This window comes from Streptomyces sp. NPDC018031, from assembly GCF_044327625.1.
Lineage (GTDB): Bacteria > Actinomycetota > Actinomycetes > Streptomycetales > Streptomycetaceae > Streptomyces.
In genome coordinates this window covers 131212-148055 of the sequence record NZ_JBIRFT010000003.1, presented here as the reverse complement: position 1 = coordinate 148055, position 16844 = coordinate 131212, and the positions used below count along the sequence as shown (strand labels likewise).

General features: G+C 75.4%; 13 protein-coding genes and 1 pseudogene. 4 read left to right on the top strand and 10 right to left on the bottom strand.

All coding sequences use genetic code 11. The annotated features are described in order from the left end of the window. The first annotated feature begins 115 nt into the window (after window positions 1-115). Window positions 116-583: an RDD family protein gene (locus tag ACH4B3_RS10935; protein WP_398462471.1), complete on the top strand. Its 468-nt coding sequence runs from the start codon at window positions 116-118 to the stop codon at window positions 581-583. 498 nt (window positions 584-1081) lie between these two features. Here the strand turns inward: ACH4B3_RS10935 and ACH4B3_RS10930 are convergent, their stop codons facing one another. The 4 genes from ACH4B3_RS10930 to lipB form a co-directional block, all read right to left on the bottom strand. After that, window positions 1082-1765, bottom strand: coding sequence for a DUF4191 domain-containing protein (locus ACH4B3_RS10930; protein ID WP_398462470.1), 684 nt, complete (start codon window positions 1763-1765; stop codon window positions 1082-1084). A gap of 10 nt (window positions 1766-1775) precedes the next feature. Beyond that, window positions 1776-1976, bottom strand: a complete 201-nt coding sequence (locus ACH4B3_RS10925) for a hypothetical protein (RefSeq protein WP_398462469.1) — start codon at window positions 1974-1976, stop codon at window positions 1776-1778. Window positions 1977-2201: 225 nt separating this feature from the next. Further along, on the bottom strand, window positions 2202-3158 hold the full coding sequence (gene lipA, locus ACH4B3_RS10920) for a lipoyl synthase (RefSeq protein WP_398462468.1): 957 nt from the start codon (window positions 3156-3158) through the stop codon (window positions 2202-2204). A gap of 197 nt (window positions 3159-3355) precedes the next feature. Beyond that, on the bottom strand, window positions 3356-4165 hold the full coding sequence (lipB, locus tag ACH4B3_RS10915; RefSeq protein ID WP_398462467.1) for a lipoyl(octanoyl) transferase LipB: 810 nt from the start codon (window positions 4163-4165) through the stop codon (window positions 3356-3358). A 367-nt stretch (window positions 4166-4532) separates the two neighbouring features. On the opposite strand from lipB, the gene ACH4B3_RS10910 reads away from it, so the two are divergent. Next, the gene (locus ACH4B3_RS10910) at window positions 4533-6032 is read left to right on the top strand and encodes a regulator (protein WP_398462466.1); all 1500 of its coding nucleotides are present in this window, start codon (window positions 4533-4535) and stop codon (window positions 6030-6032) included. 67 nt (window positions 6033-6099) lie between these two features. Here ACH4B3_RS10910 and ACH4B3_RS10905 read toward each other — a convergent pair whose 3' ends face one another. The 3 genes from ACH4B3_RS10905 to ACH4B3_RS10895 form a co-directional block, all read right to left on the bottom strand. Next, complete coding sequence (locus ACH4B3_RS10905) at window positions 6100-7416, bottom strand: NAD(P)/FAD-dependent oxidoreductase (protein WP_398462465.1); 1317 nt, start codon at window positions 7414-7416, stop codon at window positions 6100-6102. 470 nt (window positions 7417-7886) lie between these two features. Then, a complete protein-coding gene (locus ACH4B3_RS10900; protein ID WP_398462464.1) occupies window positions 7887-8795 on the bottom strand; it encodes a TIGR01777 family oxidoreductase in 909 nt (302 codons plus the stop codon). Window positions 8796-8884: 89 nt separating this feature from the next. Beyond that, a complete protein-coding gene (locus ACH4B3_RS10895; RefSeq protein WP_398462463.1) occupies window positions 8885-9823 on the bottom strand; it encodes an amidohydrolase family protein in 939 nt (312 codons plus the stop codon). 221 nt (window positions 9824-10044) lie between these two features. On the opposite strand from ACH4B3_RS10895, the gene ACH4B3_RS10890 reads away from it, so the two are divergent. Next, a complete protein-coding gene (locus ACH4B3_RS10890; RefSeq protein ID WP_398462462.1) occupies window positions 10045-10542 on the top strand; it encodes a GNAT family N-acetyltransferase in 498 nt (165 codons plus the stop codon). A 386-nt stretch (window positions 10543-10928) separates the two neighbouring features. On the opposite strand, the gene ACH4B3_RS10885 is transcribed toward ACH4B3_RS10890, so the two are convergent. Continuing rightward, on the bottom strand, window positions 10929-11447 hold the full coding sequence (locus ACH4B3_RS10885) for a DUF4240 domain-containing protein (RefSeq protein ID WP_398462751.1): 519 nt from the start codon (window positions 11445-11447) through the stop codon (window positions 10929-10931). A 251-nt stretch (window positions 11448-11698) separates the two neighbouring features. Here ACH4B3_RS10885 and ACH4B3_RS10880 point away from each other — a divergent pair, with 251 nt between their 5' ends. Then, window positions 11699-12646 (top strand): SDR family oxidoreductase, encoded by a 948-nt coding sequence (locus ACH4B3_RS10880; RefSeq protein WP_398462461.1) that lies wholly within the window; start codon window positions 11699-11701, stop codon window positions 12644-12646. A gap of 106 nt (window positions 12647-12752) precedes the next feature. On the opposite strand, the pseudogene ACH4B3_RS10875 reads toward ACH4B3_RS10880, so the two are convergent. Together ACH4B3_RS10875 and aceE are read right to left on the bottom strand one after the other, a co-directional pair. Beyond that, a pseudogene (locus tag ACH4B3_RS10875) lies at window positions 12753-13763 on the bottom strand (helix-turn-helix transcriptional regulator); the annotation flags it as partial. Window positions 13764-14051: 288 nt separating this feature from the next. Further along, window positions 14052-16733: a pyruvate dehydrogenase (acetyl-transferring), homodimeric type gene (aceE, locus tag ACH4B3_RS10870; protein WP_398462460.1), complete on the bottom strand. Its 2682-nt coding sequence runs from the start codon at window positions 16731-16733 to the stop codon at window positions 14052-14054. Window positions 16734-16844 lie beyond the last annotated feature (111 nt).

The window sequence follows — 16844 nt, the reverse complement described above, 5'->3', positions numbered from 1 at the left end:
GCGGGGGGCTCCGCGCGGCCGGCTCCGGTGGCCGGGACGGTCCGGCCGCCCCGGCCCGTCCCGCCGGGCGCACCCGCCCGGCGGGAAACGTATGCGGTCGCAGTACCGTGGTCGGGTGGACAACAGGCAAGCAATCGGATCGTGGCTCTCCGGGCCGCGCGCGGCGGCCGAGGAGATGGGCGTCGACTTCGGGTACCGGGGCGAGCGGCTGGGGCTGCCCGAGGAGGGCCCGGGGGCGATCGCGCCGCCCGGGCGGCGGATCGGGGCCCTGCTCATCGACTGGGCGCTGTGCATGCTCATCGCCTACGGGCTCTTCTCCGGCGGCAACATCCAGGTCGCGGGCAACTGGGCGGTGGGCGTCTTCTTCGTCCTCAGCGTCCTGACCGTCGGCACGCTGGGCTCCACGCCCGGCAAGCTGCTGCTGCGGCTGCGGGTCATCGGCGCCCAGGGCACCCGGCTGTCGCTGCCGCGGGTGCTGCTGCGCTCCGTGCTCCTGGTGGTCGTCATCCCGGCCGTGATCTGGGACCGCGACGGCCGGGGTCTGCACGACCGGCTGTCCGGGGCGGTGCAGGTCCGCCTCTGACCCCGGCCGGGGCGCGCGGGCTTCCGGGCCGCGGGTGCGGGGCGCAGGTCCGGGGCGTCCCGGTGCGCGGGCGCCGGCGATGGTGGTCGTCTCCCGTCCGGCTCCCGCGATGCCGTGTTCCGCCCGGCTCCCGCGGCCGTCGTCCGCGGGCAGGCTCCCGGCGGTCCTCGTCGCCGCCCGCCCGGAGACCCGTGGCCCACCCGTCCCCGTCCGGCACCCGCGGTTCACCCGTCCGCCGTCCAGGGCTCCCGCGACCGTCACGCGTGCGGACCCGCCGGTGAGGGGCGGTCGCCGAGCGCCCTGCGGCGGCGTGCCGGGCGGCCGTGCCGGGGGAGTGGCCGCCGTGCCGCGACCCGCCCGGCGGCGGGGGTGCCGGGCGTACGAGGAGGCGGCGACGTGCGAGAGGGCCGGTGGCGCGCGAGAGGGCAGCGGGGTGTGCTCATGCGAGAGGGCGGCCGGAACGGAATCCGTTCCGGCCGCCCTCCGACGCGTTCCGGCTCAGCGCCCCTTGGGCATGCGCATGCCCTTCGGCAGCGGCCCCTTCGGGATCGGCATGTTCTTCATCAGGTCGCCCAGCGCCCGCAGCCGGTCGTTGACCACGGTCACCTGGCCGCCCGGCAGCACCCGCGGCAGCTTCAGCAGCGTGGTGCGCAGCTTCTTGATCGGGACCTGGCCCTCCTCGGTGCCGACCACCACGTCGTGTACCGGGACGTCGGTGACGATGCGGGCCATCCGCTTCTTCTCGGCCGCCAGCAGCCCCTTGAGGCGGTTGGGGTTGCCCTCGCCGACCAGCACGATGCCGGCCTTGCCGACCGCGCGGTGGACGACGTCCTGGCTGCGGTTCATGGCGACCGCGGGGGTCACCGTCCAGCCGCGGCCCACGTTCTCCAGCACCGCGGCCGCGGCGCCCGGCTGGCCTTCGAGCTGGCCGAAAGCGGCTCGTTCGGCGCGCCGGCCGAAGACGATGGCCATCGCCAGGAAGGCGAGGACGAAACCGAGGATGCCCAGGTAGATGGGGTGGTCGATCCAGAACCCGAAGGCGAGGAAGGCGCCGAAGACGACGATGCCCACAGCCGCGACGACCAGACCGACCTTGGAGTCGACCCGCTTGGTCATCTTGTAGGTCAGGGCGATCTGCTTGAGCCGCCCGGGGTTCTCGGAAGAGTTTTCCTGCCTCGCCATGTACAGAAGTTTACGTGGCCTGCGGTGCCCGGGCGGACACGGCCTCCAGCACGTGCTCGGCCTCCCGGCGGTCCTTGGCGCGGCGGCGGTCCTCCAGTACGGCGCTCCACGCGTTCCGCCGGGCGGTGCGCTGCCCGCCGCCGAACAGCAGACCTTCGAGCAACAGCAACGCGTCGGTCACGGACGGTGGTCGAACGGGCGCGGCCTGCATGACGGGGTTCCCCCTCGAGGAGCGACGGAAAGGGAGCACGAGCGCGGGGTGCCGGGCCCGTGGTGTGCCTTAATCGTTACCCAATGGTGTTACCAGTGCGTGACTGACCGGTCAAACGCTGATGAAGCGTTAATTCGGCCCGTGTACCGCCCGCTACCTGCGGAAGTACACGGGCCGGGGTGCCGGGCTGTGCTGGTGTTCACACCGCCCGGCGAGTGACGATCGTCACTGTGCGCTGCCCACCGCGGTGGCGCTGGCCTTCCGCTGCTCGATGGCCTGCTGGTACAGGCGGCCGGCCCGGTAGGAGGAGCGGACCAGCGGACCGGACATCACGCCCGCGTAGCCGATCTCCTCGGCCTCCTCCTTCAGCTCCACGAACTCCTGCGGCTTGACCCAGCGCTCGATCGGGTGGTGCCGGACGGAGGGCCGCAGGTACTGGGTGATGGTGATCAGCTCGCAGCCCGCGTCGTACAGGTCCTGCAGCGCCTGGCTGATCTCCGCGCGCTCCTCGCCCATGCCCAGGATCAGGTTGGACTTGGTGACCAGGCCGGCCTCGCGGGCGCGGGTGATGACCTCCAGCGACCGCTCGTAGCGGAAGCCGGGACGGATGCGCTTGAAGATCCGCGGGACCGTCTCGACGTTGTGCGCCAGCACCTCCGGCCGCGAGGAGAACACCTCGGCCAGCTGCTCGGGCACCGCGTTGAAGTCCGGGATCAGCAGCTCGACGCCGGTGCCGGGCATCAGCGAGTGGATCTGCCGCACGGTCTCCGCGTACAGCCAGGCGCCGCCGTCCTCCAGGTCGTCCCGGGCGACACCGGTGATGGTGGCGTACTTCAGCTCCATCTGCTGGACCGACTCCGCGACCCGGCGCGGCTCGTCGCGGTCCAGGGCCTGCGGCTTGCCGGTGTCGATCTGGCAGAAGTCACAGCGCCGGGTGCACTGGTCGCCGCCGATGAGGAAGGTCGCCTCGCGGTCCTCCCAGCATTCGTAGATGTTCGGACAGCCCGCCTCCTGGCACACCGTGTGCAGGCCCTCGCGCTTCACCAGGCCGTGCAGCTCGGTGTACTCGGGGCCCATCTTCGCCCGCGTCTTGATCCACTCAGGCTTGCGCTCGATGGGGGTCTGGCTGTTCCGGACCTCCAGGCGCAGCATCTTGCGTCCGTCGGGTGCGACAGCGGCCACGTCCGGCTCCTATGACTTCGATTCCTCGGCGCACACCAGGGTACGCCCATGATTCGTACGCTTTTACGCTCTGCCCAACCCCGGGCCCCCGGGGGGCATTCCCCCGCCGGCGGGGCGGCGGGGGCCGGTCGCCGGTCTCCGGCGGTGGCTCCGGCCTCCGGCGGAGCGGCTGCCCGCGCGGGGGCCGGGAGGACGGGTCAGACGGCGCGCGGCAGCGGTACGGCCGCGTCCAGGATCTCCCCGAGGTGCTTCTCGACCACCGGCCTGACCTCCGCCACGGTCACCTCCCGACCCAGCTCGGCGGAGAGCGAGGTGACGCCCGCGTCCCGGATCCCGCACGGCACGATGCGGTCGAACCAGGTGTTGTCCGAGTTGCAGTTGAACGAGAAGCCGTGCATGGACACGCCCTTGGCGATGCGCACCCCGATGGCCGCCAGCTTGCGGTCCTCGCGGCGCTGCCCGGCGTTGGACGGGGCGTACTCCGGGCCGTTCAGCCGGGGGTCGAACTCGTCGTCCTGGAGCCGGGGGTCGAAGTCCAGCTCCAGGCCGGGGATGGCCGGGCGCTGCTCCACCGGGTCGCCCAGGATCCACACCCCGCTGCGGCCCTCCACCCGGGTCGCGGCCACGCCGAACTCGGCGCAGCTGCGCAGCAGCGCCTCCTCCAGCCGCCGCACGTGCGCGATCACGTCCACCGGGCGGGGCAGCTTGAGGATCGGGTAGCCGACGAGCTGGCCGGGGCCGTGCCAGGTGATCTTCCCGCCGCGGTCGACGTCCACCACCGGGGTGCCGTCAAGGGGGCGCTCGTTGTCCGCCGTGCGCCGCCCGGCCGTGTACACCGGCGAGTGCTCCAGGAGCAGGCAGGTGTCCGGGATCTCGTCCGCGAACCGGGCGGCGTGCACCCGGCGCTGCTCCTGCCACGCCTCCTGGTACTCGACGGCGTCCGCGCCGAATCCCAGGTGGACGAATCGCAGCCCGCTCTGCCCCTCGGCCCGCTGGGGATGCCCCATGTCAGCTCCTCTGAGAACCTCGTACGTCCCGCGTCATCCGCGAGGCCGTTGTCCCTGGCGCCCGGTGGGGCTCCAGAACGATCGATCGCGCCACAGCCACTGTACGACCGCCGTGCGAGGCGTCGGCAGCCGCCCGGGAGCCGCGACCCGGCGGGGGTGCCGGAGCCGCTCCCCGGCGCCGCGGTGCGGCGGCGGGGAGCGGGATGGCGGCGCGGCCGGACGGGCCGGCCGGCCGCGCCGCCCGCGTCCTCTCCGCACCCCTGTGCTCACACGATCGGATGAATGCGGGTCGCAGGGGGCGATCAGGCCCGTGCGGACCGCTACATTCGCGCCGTTCCACAGAACGATCAGGGAGACCGGCAAGCTGATGACGGAACGACCCCCGCAGCGCACCGCCAACCGTCAGCTCGCCGCGCTCATCGCCGAGGCAGGCTTCTCCAACGCGGGGCTGGCCCGGCGGGTGGACCAGCTCGGGCTGGAGCACGGGCTGGATCTGCGCTACGACAAGACATCCGTGACCCGCTGGCTGCGCGGTCAGCAGCCCCGGGGCACCACCCCGGCGCTGATCGCCGAGGTGTTCACCCGCAGGCTGGGGCGGCGGCTGTCCGCTCAGGACCTGGGCCTGGACGCGTGCGCCCCGGTCTACGCGGGCCTGGAGTTCGCCGCCACCCCGGAGGAGGCGGTGGACATCGTCGGCGCGCTGTGGCGGAAGGACTCCGGCAACCACGCCGAGCTGCGGAAGATCGCCTTCACCCCGGCGGGCCTGGTGGTGCCCAGCCGGGACTGGCTGATCGGCCGGCCGGACGACCGGGTGGCCCGCGGGGCGCCCGCCGGGGAGCCGGGCCCGACGGCCGGCCGGGTCGCGGTGGGCGAGCAGGCGCCCGCGCTCGGACGGGTGCCGCACCAGGGCCGGCCGGCGAGCGTCCCCCGCCAGCGGCAGATGGTCACCGAGTGCGGGCCCGGCCACCGGGTGACCGCCGGGGACATCGCGGCCCTCCGCTCGGTCGGGGAGCTGTTCCGCACCCTGGACGACGCCTACGGCGGCGGGCACGCACGCCAGGCGCTGGTGCGCTACCTGGAGCACGAGGGCGAGCCGATGCTGCGCGGCAGCTACGGCGAGGCGATCGGCCGGCGGCTCTTCGCGGCCGTCGCCGACCTGACCCGGCTGGTCGGCTGGACCTCGTACGACATCGCGGCGCACGGCCTGGCGCAGCGGTACTTCGTCCAGGCGCTGCGCCTGGCCCAGGCCGCCGGTGACCGGGCGTACGGCGCGTACGTGCTGGTGACCATGAGCCGGCAGGCGGTGTACCTGGGGCACGGCCGGGAGGCGGTGCAACTGGCCCGGGTCGCCCAGCAGGGCGTGGGCAGCGGTGCGCCGCCGGTGATCCAGTCGCTGCTGCACGCGTCCGAGGCGCGCGGGCACGCCGTCCTCGGGGACCTGCGGGCCTGCACCGCGTCGCTGACCCGGTCGGAGCGGGCGCTGGAGACCGCCCGGCCCCGGGACGACGTGCCGTACTGGGCCCGGTTCTTCGACGAGGCGCAGCTCGCGGACGAGTTCAGCCACTGCTACCGGGACCTGCAGCAGTTCCGGGCGGCGGCCCAGCACGCCGAACGCTCGTTGCAGCTGCGCGGGGCCGGGCAGGCGCGCAGCCGGCTGTTCTGCCGGGTGGTGCTGGCGACGGCCCGGCTGGGCCTCGGGGAGCTGGAGCAGGCGTGCGCGCTGGGCGCGGAGGCGGCCCAGGCGGCGTCGGAGATGCGGTCCGCCAGGGCGGCGGAGTACGTCCGTGACTTCGAGCGCCGGCTGGAGCCGTACCGGGACGCGGCGCCGGTACGCGGGTACCGGGAGCGGGTCGCCGCGCTCGGCTGACCAGGCCGGCCGGGTCAGGCCGGGGACCGGCCCCGTCGGGCCGCCGAGGGCACCAGGGCCGGCCCGGTCAGGCCGCCGAGGGGATCGCCGGGGTACCGGCGGCGGGGGCGAGGCCGAAGTCGCGGAGCACCGCGCGGGCGGCCCGGCGGCCGGAGTGCAGCGCGCCCTGGACGGTGCTGGTGTCCCGGTGGTCGCCGCAGACGTACAGGCCGCTCAGCAGCCGCACCGGCCGGCGCCGGTCGTGCGGGGCCGGCATGGCGGGCACCGCGTCCGGTTCATGGTGCGCGCCCAGCAGCTGCCAGCCGGTGGTGGACGTCCCGTAGATCCGGGCGAGCTGGTCCCGGGCGGCCCGGTCGAGTTCGGCGGTCGGCAGCCCCGCGGCGGCGCCCAGCACGGTCGAGGTGATCAGCGCCTTCCCGGGCGCGGCCCGGGAGGGATCGACCTCGCTGGCGACGGTGGTGTGGGCGACCGGGCCGAGCCCGTCGGCGGCGAGGATCAGGGCCGGCTCGGGCAGCGGCGGCTCGTCGGCGGCGTGGTGCAGCACGGTGACCGGGTGGAAGCCGGGCAGCCGCAGGCCGGGCAGGAGCGCCGCCGCGGCGCGGGCGCCGGTGGCCACCAGCACCGAGCGGCAGCCGATGGTGCCGTGGCCGGCGGTGGCCACCGCGGTGGTGGAGGCGGACACCGCACGCACCCCGGTCCGGACCGTGCCGGGCGGCAGCGTCGCGGCGAGCAGGTCGGGCAGGGCGGCCGCGCCCCCGGCCGGCAGACAGAGCCGCCCGCGGGCGTAGCCGCGCAGCATCAGGTCGGCACAGCGGCTGGACGTGGTCAGCCCGGGGTCACCGAGCAGCGAGGTCAGCAGCGGCCGCAGAAAGGTTTCGATGGTGCGGGACGGAAGCCCGCGGGCGGCCAGCGTCGCGCCGACCGGGCGGTCCGGGCGGGCCAGCAGCCGGTCCGACGGCTGAGCGGCGAGCCGGGTCAGCGCGGCGCCCAGCCGGGCCTGGTCCAGCCCCCCGGCCAGCGGCGCACGGGCCACGCTGGCGAGGGCCCGCGCCCTGGTGAGGGCGCCCTTGGCGGTGCGCGGCGCCCCGACGCGCTGGGTACGGCCGTCGCCGTGGACCAGCACCCCCGGGGCGAACGGCCGCAGCACCAGCCCGTCCAGCCCCGGGGTCCGCCGCAGCTCCGGGAAGGAGGTGATGAGCAACTGCCCGGTGCGGTCCAGCCGGAAGCCGTCCACCCGGTCGGTGGTCATCCGGCCGCCCACCCGCGGCGCGGCCTCCAGCACCGTGACCGTCAGCCCGGCGCCGGTCAGTTGGTGCGCCGCGGCGAGGCCGGCCGGCCCGGCCCCCACGATGACGACGTCGGTGCGGTGCGCAGGCTGCTGCACGGGCCCTCCCGGAGGTCGGTGCGTTCGCTCGGGTGCCTGATGCCCCCAACAGGTCGCCCGAATACGTCCGTTGACCACGACGGTAGGAGCACAACGGGGCGCCGCCGATCGGCGCGTCGACCGGAGCACGGGAGCACACCGGTCGCACGCCGGGCTTCGGCACGCCCCCCGGGATGCTGCGGCTGCCTGGCCCCCGGGGGTGGTCGCGGGCCCTGATCTGGCGTACCGCGGGAGGGGCGAACGGCCGGCGCGGGCCGGTCCGCGCCGCGGTTGCCGGCGGCGGCGCACGGCGCGCGGGCCGGCCCGCACCCCGCCGGGCGGCGACGCGGAACCGGCGGCGGGCCCGTGCGGAGCGGCGGAGGCGCACATCGGCTGGACGCCCCGGCACCGCACCGGCCCGGGCAGCCGCCCGGGAGCCGTCACCGGCACGCGGCGGTGGTGCGCCGGGGCGCCGCCGCGCCGCGGACCGGTCAGCGCGTGGACGTCCAGGCCGCGCGGACCGCCTCCTCCACGGTGGGGGAGGCGAAGGTGAAGCCGGAATCCAGCAGCCGTCGGGGCAGCACCCGCTGGCTCCCCAGGGTGTCGCCGGCGACCTCGCCCAGCGCCAGTCGCAGTGCCGGCCCCGGGACCGGCAGCAGCGTCGGGCGGCGCAGCACCCGGCCCATCGCGGCGGTCACCTCGCGGTTGGTGGCCGGCCGCGGCGCGGTGAGGTTCACCGGACCGGACAGCCCCTCGGTGTCGATGAGATGGCGCAGCGCGGCGACGTGGTCGTCGAGCGCGATGAAGCTCCAGTACTGGCGGCCGCTGCCCAGCCGCCCGCCCAGACCCAGCCGGAACAGCGGGAAGAGCCGGGCCCAGGCGCCCCCTTCGCGCGCCACGACCAGGCCGGTACGGGCGTACACGGTGCGGATCCCGGCCTCGACCGCCGCGCCGGCCGCCTCCTCCCACTCCTGGCACACCCGCGCCAGGAAGCCGTCGCCGGGCGGGTCGTCCTCGTCCACCGGACGCTCCCCGGGGTAGCCGTAGAAGCCCACCGCACTGCCGGACACCAGCACCCGGGGTGGGGTGTCCAGCGCGGCCACCGCCTCGGCCACGGCGGCGGTCCCCAGCACCCGGCTGTCCCGGATCCGCTTCTTGTGCGCGTCGGTCCAGCGGTGGTCGGCGATGCCGGCGCCGGCGAGGTGGACCACCGCGTCGCAGCCCGCGAGCGCCGAGGTGTCCACCCACTGCCGGTCCGGATCCCAGCGGGCCTCGTCCGCCGCCCGTGGCGGGCGGCGGACGAGGCGCAGCACCTGGTGGCCGTCGTTCTCGAGAGAGCGCACGAGCGCCGTGCCGATGAGTCCGGAGGAGCCGGTGACCGCGATCCGCATGGCGGCCATCCTCTCGCACCGGGGCCCGCGCCCGCCCGACCGACGTGGCGGACCGGCCCTGTCGTCGCGGCCGCCCCGGACCGGCGCCCGGCCCGGGGTCAGGTCCGGGCGAGCCGGGGGAGGAGGGCCTCGGCGTTGCCGCGGTTGACGGCCCGCAACTCGCCCGCCGACCAGTGCGGGTGGCCGTCCAGCGCCGCGTCGAAGTCGGCGCCCCACTCCTCGGGGACCATCGGGAAGTCGCTGCCGTACAGCACATGGCCGGGGGCCGCGAAGGCGAGCAGCGAGGGCAGGGTGGCCGGGCCGGCCGCGAACGCCGTGTCGAAGTAGAAGCTCCGCAGGTCGGCCAGGACCTCCTCGGGGCCGGTGCCGGGCCGCAGCCGCCCGGCGGCGGCGAACCGGTGGGCGGCGTACGGCAGGAAGCCCCCGGCGTGCGGCAGGATGATCCTCGTCCGGGGGTACCGGCGCACCACCCCGTTGACGACCAGGTGCAGCGCGGCGCGGGTGGTGTCGTAGGGGAAGTCCGCCAGCGGGGCGGGCAGCTCGGGCAGCGGGGTGCCCGGCGGCGCGGTGGGGTGCATCAGCACGACGGCCGCGCGGGCGTCCAGTTCGGCCCACAGCGGCTCGAACTCCGGGTCGCCGGGGTACCGGCCGTGCGCGTTGGAGAGCACCATGACGCCGTCCGCGCCCAGCTCGTCCAGGGCGTACGCGGCCTCGGCCAGCGCGCCGTCCACGTCGGGCAGCGGGAGGACGGCGAAGTGCCCGAACCGGTCGGGCCGGTCCTTGACCAGTTCCGCCGTGTACTCGTTGACTCCCCGGGCGGTGGCCCGGGCCTTCGCGGGGTCGTCCGGTGGCCCGACCGGGGCGGCGAACGAGAGCACACCGGTGGCGATCGACCGGCGGTCCATCATCGCGACGGCGCTCCGCTCGTCCCACACGGGCGCGGGCCAGCCGAAGGCGGTGGCGCGGCCGGAGATGGCGCGGCGCAGCTCCGGCGGGATCAGGTGCTGGTGGACGTCGATGCGCGCGGGGTCCGTCATACCTGTCCGACCCTCCTCGGGTGCCGATTCACGGGTGGCGGGCAACCGGCCCCGGCGGGGCGGCCGGTACCCATGAGAAGCGACGGCGCGGGGGGTACGGGGCGGCCCGCGGCCGGACACGGCGGGACCCGCCCCGGAGATCACCCGGGCGGCTGAGGCGCCGGCGGGGACGGCGCGAATTCCGGTGGCTCCGGCCGGCGCCGCGCTGGCACAGTGACGGGATGTCCGATGATCTGACCGTGCGTCCGTCCGCCCTCGCCGACGACGCGCCGCTCGCCGACCTGGACCGCCGTACCTGGTCCACCGTGCACTCCGTGCAGCCTGCGCCCGGACCGGAGCGGGAGCCGTTCTTCACCGTCACCAACCGGCCCGAGCACGTGCTCGTCGCCGAGCTGGGCGGACGGGTGGCCGGATACGTCCGGGTGGTGTTCGCCACCCCGCTGGCGAGCAACGCGCATGTGCGCCAGATCGGGGGCCTGGCGGTGGACGACTGGGCGCGCGGCCGGGGAGTGGCGCGGGCCCTGGTGCGCGGCGCGGCCGAGGAGGCCCGGCGCCAGGGAGCGACCCGGCTCACCCTGCGGGTGCTCGGCCACAACACCGTCGCCCGCCGGCTGTACGCATCGGAGGGCTTCGCGGTGGAAGGGGTGCTGCGCGGCGAGTTCCGGCTGGACGGCGCACCCGTGGACGACGTGCTGATGGGGCGCGCGCTGGACGACTGACCCGGCAGGCCGGGCCCGGCCCTGGGCCCCGGCGTCCCGGCCCTGGACCCCGGCCCGGCCCGGCCCTGGACCCCGGCCCGGCCCGGCCCTGGGCCCGTGCCGGGCCGGGCCGGGGCGGGCCCGAGCCGCCGGGGAGCCCGCCGTGCCGCGGGACCGCTCGCGCCGCCGGGCTGTCGGCGCCACCGAGCCGCGGGGAAGCCCGTCGCGCCCCCGGCTTGCCGGGTTGCGCGGCGGGCTCCCGGGGCTCCGCACTCCGGCCTCCCCGGCCCTGCGCCGGGGGCGCTCCCGCACCCGCGCCACGCCCGGGCTGCGCGCCCACCCGCGCCGCAGCCCGCCGTGCCGGCCGGAACCGGCTCGTTCGGGGCGGGCCGCCCGCCCCGAACGGGTCAGATCCGGAAGCGGGACCACAGCTTGGGATAGCGGTCCGCGAGCGCCGTGTCGTCCTCGAAGTCGACCGGTGTCCCCTCCGGCTCGTCGGCACGCGACGGCAGCCCCAGCTCCGGCAGTGCGACGCCGGTCAGCTGCTCGTACGCCTCGTCGGCCACGAAGCCGAGGTCCTCGCAGTCCCCGTCCTCCTCCTCGTCGAACTCCGCGAGCAGGTCCGCCAGGTCGTCCGGCTCGTGCAGGGCGCCCTCGAAGACCTCCCGGCCCTGGCCGATCAGCCAGCACCGGAAGGCGTCGAACGCGTCGTCGCCGGCCCCGTCCAGCAGGACCCAGGCGGCCCCCCACAGATCCCAGCGGTACGCGCGGTTGAAGCGCGCCTCGAAATGACGGGCGAAGTCCAGCACGGCATCCGGGTCGAGCCGCGCCAGCCGCTCGACCAGCACGTCGGACTGATCCTCCGGATCGCCCTCCGCGGCCGCCCGGGCGCTGTCGATCAGCTCCCAGAACTCCGTTTCGTCCATCACGGGACCAGGATCGGGCCTGCCGGGCCACCCCGCACGCGGGACGGGCCCGCGCGCGGGGCCGGCCCGGATGCGGCGGTCCGGCCGCCGACCGATGCTGAACCCGGGCGGAGTACCGGCACGCCGGAGAAGGCCGGGCCGGCCCGGTGCGAATCCGGCGGACCGCGCCGGAAAACCGGACAGGAGATGTCGCCTTTCGCTGCGAACGTCGGACCCGTCGAACCGCACGGCGGACGGAAGGAAGCACAGCAGTGACTGCACAGGGCGCGCTGACAGGCAGGATCGCACTGGTCGCGGGGGCCACCCGGGGCGCGAGCCGGGCGATCGCGGTGGAACTCGGGGCGGCCGGGGCCACCGTCTACGTCACCGGGCGCACCACCCGGGAGCACGTCAGCGAGGTGGGCCGGGCGACCGAGACGATCGAGGAGACGGCGGAACTGGTGACGGCGGCCGGCGGCAAGGGCATCGCGGTGCCCACCGACCACCTGGAACGCGAGCAGGTCGAGGCGCTGATCGAGCGGATCGACCAGGCGCACGGGCGGCTGGACATCCTGGTCAACGGGGTGTGGGGCGGCGACTACCTCTGGGTCGGCGACGGCGGTCTGGACCGGAAGCTGTGGGAGGCGGACCTCGACGCGGGGCTGCGGATGCTCCGGCTCGGCGTGGTCACCCACCTGATCACCCACCGCTACGCGCTGCCGCTGCTCACCCGGCACCCCGGCGGGCTGGTGGTCGAGGTGACCGACGGCACGGCCGAGTACATGCGGAAGTACCGCGGCCAGATGTACTTCGACCTCGCCAAGTACGCGCCGATCCGGATGGCCTTCGGCCTCGGCCGGGAGCTGGCGGACCTCGGCTGCACGGCCGTCTGCCTCTCCCCGGGGTGGCTGCGCTCGGAGGCGATGCTCGACACCTATCTCAAGGTGACGGAGGAGAACTGGCGCGACGCGGTCGAGCAGGAGCCCGGCTTCTGCATCTCCGAGTCGCCCGCCTTCGTCGGCCGGTCCGTCACCGCGCTCGCCACCGACCCGGAGGTCGCCCGCTGGAACGGGCAGTCGCTGTCCAGCGGGCAGCTGGCCCGGGAGTACGGCTTCACCGACGTGGACGGCACCCAGCCGGACGGCTGGGGATTCGTCATGGCGGCCGAGGCGGGGGAGGAGCCCAGGGAGGAGGACTACCGGCTGACCCCTCGCCGGTGACCGGCTCCGGGCGGCCGGCCGCCGGGTGTCCGTCCCGGTCGCCGGTGGCCGGGCACTCGTCCCGGTCGGCGGCCGCCGGGTACCCGTCCCGGTCGGCGGCCGCCCGGCGGTACAGCGCGGCGGTCCGCTCCGCGGCCCGGGCGAACCGCTCGCGCAGCTCCGGCGGCGCGAGCACCTCGGCCTCCGGGCCCAGCGCCGGCAACTGGCCCTGGGCGACGTCGAGCGACTCCACGCGCAGGGTGACCGTCACCCTCCCCTCGTCGTCCGGCGCACCGGCCGCCGCCACCGCCTCCCGGCCGGCCGCCCGGTCGGTGACGTACGGCAGCCGCCGCGCCCCGGCCGGGGTCAGCCGCAGCACCACCCGCTCGCGCAGCAGCGAGCGGGCGAAGTCGGCGGCCCGCTCCGCCCAGAAGTCCGGCAGGTCGAAGTCGGGGGACCGCTCGAACCGCTCGTCGCGCGGCTCCACCGCGCTGAACCGGTCCAACCGGTAGACCCGGTCCGCGCCCGCGGGCCCGGTTCGGTGGGCGCCCGGCGGGCCGGGGTCCGGGGCCGTGGAGACGCGCGCCGCCAGGTACCAGACGCCCGCCTTCAGCACCAGGCCGTACGGCTCCAGCTCCCGTGCCACCTCGGCGTCCTTGCGGCGGTAGCGGACCCCGATCCGCCGGTCGTCCCAGACCGCCTCGGCGACCGCGGGCAGCAGCGGTGGTGTCGCCGGCTCCTGGTACCAGCCGGGCGCGTCCAGGTGGAAGCGCTGCGCCGCCCCGTCGGCGGCGTCCCGCAGCTCGGGCAGGAGCGCCGCGGACACCTTGAGCCGGGCCGCCGACGCGGCGTCGTCCAGCCCCATCTCGCGCAGCGCGGCCGGCACGCCGGAGAGGAACAGCGCCTCCGCCTCGGTGCGGCCCAGACCGGTGAGCCGGGTGCGGTAGCCGCCGATCAGCCGGTACCCGCCGGCCCGGCCGCGGTCGGCGTACACCGGTACCCCGGCCTCGGAGAGCGCCAGCACGTCCCGGGCCACGGTGCGCTCGGAGACCTCCAGCTCCCGGGCCAGCGCGGCGGCCGTCATGGACGGCCGGGACTGGAGCAGCAGAACCAACTTGATCAACCGTGCGGCGCGCATGGCCCCATCCTGCCCGGCGCCACGGACAGGGCCCGGGAATCCGGCGGCACCGGTGCCGCCGGATTCCGCGGCCGGTCCGGGGCACGGCCGGTGGTACGGCCGCCCCCCGGGGCTCCGGCCGCACCACCGGACCGGCATAGGCCGGCCCCGGACCGGCCGCGGACCGGCACCGGTAGGGGGCCGGACCGGCCCGGGAGGCGCGGCCGCAGGGGGCCCGGCCGCAGGAGGGCCCGGCCGCAGGGGGCCCGGCCGCAGGGGGGCGCGACGCCCGCCCCGCGGCCGGTGCGCTCACAGGCCGTACCGCTCCCGGGCCTTGACCAGCGTCTCCGGCTCCAGCTCACCGCGCTTGACCAGCGCCGCCAGGGCGGCGACCACCACCGACTCGGGGTCCACCCGGAAGTGGCGGCGGGCCGCCGCGCGGGTGTCGGAGAGTCCGAATCCGTCGGTACCCAGCGAGGACCAGTCCTGCTCCACCCAGGGCGCGATCTGGTCCGGGACCGCCCGCATCCAGTCGCTGACGGCGAGGACCGGGCCCGGTGCGCCTGCCAGGGCACGGGTGACGTACGGGACCCGGTCCTCTCCGTTGAGCCGCGCCGCGTCACAGGTCAGGGCGTCGCGACGCAGCTCGCTCCAGGAGGTGGCCGACCAGATGTCGGCCGATACGCCCCAGTCCTCGGCGAGCAGCCGCTGGGCGTCGAGCGCCCAGTGGATCGCCGTGCCGCTGGCCAGGATCTGGAGCTGCGGCCGGTCCGTGGCGGCGAAGCGGTACAGCCCGCGCAGGATGCCTTCCTCGACGCCCTCCGGCATCGCGGGCTGGCGCTTGGGCTCGTTGTAGACCGTCAGGTAGTAGAAGACGTCGGAGTCCTCGCCGGGGGCGGTCTCGCCGTACATCCGGCGCAGACCGTCCTTGACGATCACCGCGATCTCGTAGGCGAAGGCCGGGTCGTAGTTGAGCGAGGCCGGGTTGGTGGACGCGATCAGCTGCGAGTGGCCGTCGGCGTGCTGCAGGCCCTCACCGGTCAGGGTGGTGCGGCCGGCGGTGGCGCCCACGATGAAGCCCTTGCCGAGCTGGTCGGCGAGCTGCCACATCTGGTCGCCGGTGCGCTGCCAGCCGAACATCGAGTAGAAGATGTAGAACGGGATCATCGTCTCGCCGTGCGTCGCGTACGACGTGGCGGCGGCGATGAAGTCGGCCATGGCGCCGGCCTCGGTGATCCCCTCGTTGAGGATCTGGCCGTCGGTGGCCTCCTTGTAGTACATCAGCTGGTCGCGGTCGACCGGCTCGTACGTCTGGCCCAGCGGCGAGTAGATGCCGGCCGACGGGAACAGCGACTCCATGCCGAAGGTACGGGCCTCGTCGGGGACGACCGGCACCCAGCGGCGGCCGGTCTCCTTGTCCCGCATCAGGTCCTTGACCAGCCGGACGAAGGCCATGGTGGTGGCCATCTCCTGCTTGCCGGAGCCCTTGTACAGCGCGGCGAAGGCACGCTCCTCCGGTGCCGGCAGCGGGGGCACCGGGTGGCTCCGGCGGGCCGGGGCGGGGCCGCCGAGGGCGGCGCGGCGCTCCTGGAGGTAGCGGATCTCGGGGGAGTTCTCGCCGGGGTGGCCGTAGGGCACCAGGTCGTCGCCCAGCTTGCTGTCCGGGATGGGCAGCTCGAGCAGGTCGCGCATGGCGCGGAACTCCTGGCCCGACAGCTTCTTCATCTGGTGGTTGGCGTTCTTGGACTCGAAGCCGGGGCCGAGCGTGTAGCCCTTCACGGTCTGCGCCAGGATCACCGTCGGCGCGCCCTCGGACTCCACGGCCGCCTTGTACGCCGCGTACACCTTGCGGGGCTCGTGGCCACCGCGCGAGGTGTGGAAACACTCGCTGATCTTCGCGTCGGTGAGCACCCTGGCCATCTCCACCAGCGCCGGGTCGGCGCCGAAGAAGTGGTCGCGGATGTAGGCGGCGTCGCGGGTGGCGTACGTCTGGAACTGGGCGTCCGGGATCTCGCGCAGCCGGCGGACCAGCGCGCCGGTGGTGTCCATCCGGAACAGCTCGTCCCAGGCGGAGCCCCACAGCGTCTTGATGACGTTCCAGCCCGCGGCGCGGAACTGGGCCTCCAGCTCCTGCACGATCTTGAAGTTGGCGCGGACCGGCCCGTCCAGGCGCTGCAGGTTGCAGTTGATGACGAAGGTGAGGTTGTCCAGCCGCTCGCGGGCGGCGAGCGCCAGCGCGGCGGTCGACTCCGGCTCGTCCATCTCGCCGTCACCGAGGAACGCCCACACATGCGACCGCGAGGTGTCCTTGATGCCGCGGTTGTGGAGGTAGCGGTTGAACCGGGCCTGGTAGATGGCGGAGAGCGGGCCGAGGCCCATGGAGACGGTGGGGAACTCCCACAGCCAGGGCAGCCGCCGCGGGTGCGGGTACGAGGGCAGGCCTTCGCCGCCCGCCTCCTGGCGGAAGTTGTCCAGGTGCGCCTCGGTCAGCCGTCCGTCGAGGAAGGCGCGGGCGTAGATGCCGGGGGAGGCGTGGCCCTGGATGTAGAGCTGGTCGCCGGAGCCGCCCTCGGCCTCCTTGCCGCGGAAGAAGTGGTTGAAGCCGGTCTCGTAGAGCCAGGCGGCGGAGGCGAAGGTGGCGATGTGGCCGCCGACGCCGAAGCGCGAGCCGCGGGTCACCATGGCGGCGGCGTTCCAGCGGTTCCAGGCGGTGATCCGCCGCTCCAGGTCCTCGTCGCCGGGGAACGGGCCGAAGGCGGACTCCGCGGCGGTGGGGATGGTGTTGAGGTACTCCGTCTCCGGCAGCGTCGGCAGCGTCAGGCCCGTGTTCCGGCCGTGCTCCAGGGTGCGGCGCAGCAGGTACGCGGCGCGGTGCGGGCCGGCCGCCTTGGCGACGGCGTCGAGGGAGGCCGCCCATTCGGCGGTCTCTTCGGGGTCCCGGTCCGGGAGCTGGTCGAGCTCGCTCGGCAGGGTGCGTGCGGAGTCGGTCATGATCGCCGCCTTCCGGACTCGAAGGGTCTGGCTGAAAGCCCTGAAGTGGCAGGACAGGGCGGTGGACCGGTGAGGGTCCGCCGACGACTGTAAGTCCCTGATCGATGATCG

Coding starts and splice junctions, on each gene's coding strand:
- ACH4B3_RS10885 (WP_398462751.1), bottom strand. CDS start 11,447: ATGGACGAAACGGAGTTCTGGGAGCTGATCGACAGCGCCCGGGCGGCC.
- ACH4B3_RS10895 (WP_398462463.1), bottom strand. CDS start 9,823: ATGACGGACCCCGCGCGCATCGACGTCCACCAGCACCTGATCCCGCCG.
- ACH4B3_RS10890 (WP_398462462.1), top strand. CDS start 10,045: ATGTCCGATGATCTGACCGTGCGTCCGTCCGCCCTCGCCGACGACGCG.
- ACH4B3_RS10930 (WP_398462470.1), bottom strand. CDS start 1,765: ATGGCGAGGCAGGAAAACTCTTCCGAGAACCCCGGGCGGCTCAAGCAG.
- ACH4B3_RS10900 (WP_398462464.1), bottom strand. CDS start 8,795: ATGGCCGCCATGCGGATCGCGGTCACCGGCTCCTCCGGACTCATCGGC.
- ACH4B3_RS10910 (WP_398462466.1), top strand. CDS start 4,533: ATGACGGAACGACCCCCGCAGCGCACCGCCAACCGTCAGCTCGCCGCG.
- lipB (WP_398462467.1), bottom strand. CDS start 4,165: ATGGGGCATCCCCAGCGGGCCGAGGGGCAGAGCGGGCTGCGATTCGTC.
- ACH4B3_RS10925 (WP_398462469.1), bottom strand. CDS start 1,976: ATGCAGGCCGCGCCCGTTCGACCACCGTCCGTGACCGACGCGTTGCTG.
- aceE (WP_398462460.1), bottom strand. CDS start 16,733: ATGACCGACTCCGCACGCACCCTGCCGAGCGAGCTCGACCAGCTCCCG.